At 40.9% G+C, this 2,281-nt stretch carries 3 protein-coding genes; 1 reads left to right on the forward strand and 2 read right to left on the reverse strand.

The annotated features are described in order from the left end of the window. The coding region (locus CXF78_RS20785; protein ID WP_145991603.1) for an EAL domain-containing protein at positions 1 to 683 on the reverse strand (683 nt) is incomplete at its 3' end. Positions 684 to 1,094: 411 nt separating this feature from the next. Continuing rightward, positions 1,095 to 1,403: a prephenate dehydrogenase gene (locus CXF78_RS20790; protein ID WP_102037830.1), complete on the reverse strand. Its 309-nt coding sequence runs from the start codon at positions 1,401 to 1,403 to the stop codon at positions 1,095 to 1,097. 52 nt (positions 1,404 to 1,455) lie between these two features. On the opposite strand from CXF78_RS20790, the gene CXF78_RS20795 reads away from it, so the two are divergent. Next, positions 1,456 to 2,281: TraB/GumN family protein (locus tag CXF78_RS20795; protein ID WP_102037831.1), on the forward strand; the 826-nt coding region annotated here is incomplete at its 3' end.

Raw genomic sequence — 2,281 nt, forward strand, 5'->3', positions numbered from 1 at the left:
TAAGAGACAGGTTTTAGAGTGGTGAGTTCCTCATTGGTTTCAATGCCTTCTGCGATCACTTTACAGGTTAAGTTTTGGCATAAATCGACAATAGAGCGGACAAACTCTTGTTTTACCGCGGTGGTATCTATTTGATGAATAAAATGGCGGTCGATTTTGACATAATCTGGTGCTAATTCAGACCACAAGCGTAATCCAGAATAACCGGCGCCTAAATCATCAATAGCGGTTAAAAACCCTTGATTGCGATAATGGTTTAAACAGGACTTTAGCAAGTCGATATCGTCGGCAGGATATTGTTCGGATAATTCAATAACCACATCCGACGGGTTGATCCCCAACTGTTTAATAAGCTGTAGTGTCATGCCTTTTGGATGATTGGGATCGAGCAATGCTTTTGGTGAAATATTAATAAATAGCTTGCCATTAAGCTGGCGTGAGTGAAATGCATTAATTGAAATGCTGCGACATAAGGTTTCAAGTTCGCTTAATAAGTTTTGTTTTTCGGCGGTAGTAAATAGAGCGAAAGGCGTGTGTAACGGGCTATTTTTAGGGCCACGACTGAGCGCTTCATAACCGTGCAATTGATTTGTTGAAACATTGAAAATCGGCTGGAATACAGCGTCGATAGATTGCTGTTCTATGATGTGATCAAGTTCGCTTACTAGCTGTAAAGCCGTCATCTTTGCGTCTCATTCTATTAATTACCTAACGGCATTGCGTTTGGTATTGTTACCAATGAGAGACAAGTCTATTGCGAAAATATGACAAGATTATGTCATATGATGGAAAGCTCCTAATAAGAAAGTATTAGGGTCTGTTGATCTTTGTTAGTTAAATTTTGTTCGAGATAAAAATGTGTTAATCGAGGTGATTGGTGCCTAGCAATCTAAGCAACAATCTCTCAATAAGAGGCACTCAACAAAGAGTAAAACGTTTTTAGTCGAACCCTTCGGGCTGTGTTTGTTAGTCATTTCTACTGCGTTATCGGCTCTTTGTGTAGAATAACTACACGACAAAGCCTCTGCCTTGTTTAAATGACTAACAATTAGCTGTAAAAACAACTTTGAAAGATCAACCTACGAGCATACCGATTATTTGGCGAGTTTAAATACTTGTAGTGTTTGCAGTAAGGCCGCAAGCTTTTTGACAAAGGCTTCAAGTGTTTCTGGTGCAACATGAGTGCTGCTCTGCATCGCATCAAATTCAGCAACCAATTCTTGTACATAAGGTAAGAAACGATTACTACTAGTTGTAAAACCTTGCTCTTCGGTAAAAATCGCCACAAACTTGCCGTGGCCTTCTTTACGTAATTCATCTAGGCGAGCATCTGAATCAATGGCTTGTCTATAGGCTATTTGCAGGTTTTCTTTTATCTGTAGAAAAACATTGGTGTACGGCATAATTGCCTCATAGTGCATGTGCAAAGAATAAAGTTAATTATAAGGAGCTAGTATGCAGGCAACAAGAGAAAGTCGGCTTATTTTCAATATCAATTTGATTTATGGTCGCTTACAGCGAAATTGCTACGGTTTAGTCGCATTACTACTGTGTTTTACATCCACATCGGCAGCTGCGTTGGATTCTCCGGTATTCTACAAAATTGAGTATCAGCAACAGCAAGCGTATTTATTGGGCTCCATTCATGTTGGTCGTCAAGACTTCTACCCACTAGCACAGCATATAGAATCAGCATTTAAACAATCGGATGCACTGGTTGTTGAAGCAGATATTAGCCAAGGCGATACTGGAGCGTTATTACAACGGTATGGTGGTTTGTCGGCAGATATTGCCGCAGACGTTAATGCGACTCGGCAAGAGTATTGCCAAAGTCATCAAACCTTGTGCCAAGCACTGGCACCGTATGCACCTTGGTTGCAGTCTGCGCAAATTAGCATGGGCCGTTTTGGGCAATTAGGTTACAGCGCAGAGCAGGGTGTCGACGCTTATTTTATGGCAAATCGCAGTGGTAAAAATGTAGTTGAGCTTGAGAGTATTCAGTTTCAATTTGAATTAATTTCATCATTTTCAACCGCGACTCAACTGCAAATGCTTGATGATTCGATTAACGCTAGCGATGCTGAAATGCTTGATTTAATCTACGCTTGGCGCCAAGGTGATGGTAATGCTCTCGCAAACATTATGGAATCGCAAGCGGGCGATGCTGATGAACTACTCGAAAAACTGTTGTGGCAACGTAATCACACGATGGCGCAAAAAATCATCCAGTTGTTACAAAGTAAAACCCACAAACAATTATTTATCGTGGTGGGCGCTGGTC

The organism is Shewanella sp. 11B5 (assembly GCF_002836795.1).
GTDB lineage: Bacteria > Pseudomonadota > Gammaproteobacteria > Enterobacterales > Shewanellaceae > Shewanella > Shewanella frigidimarina.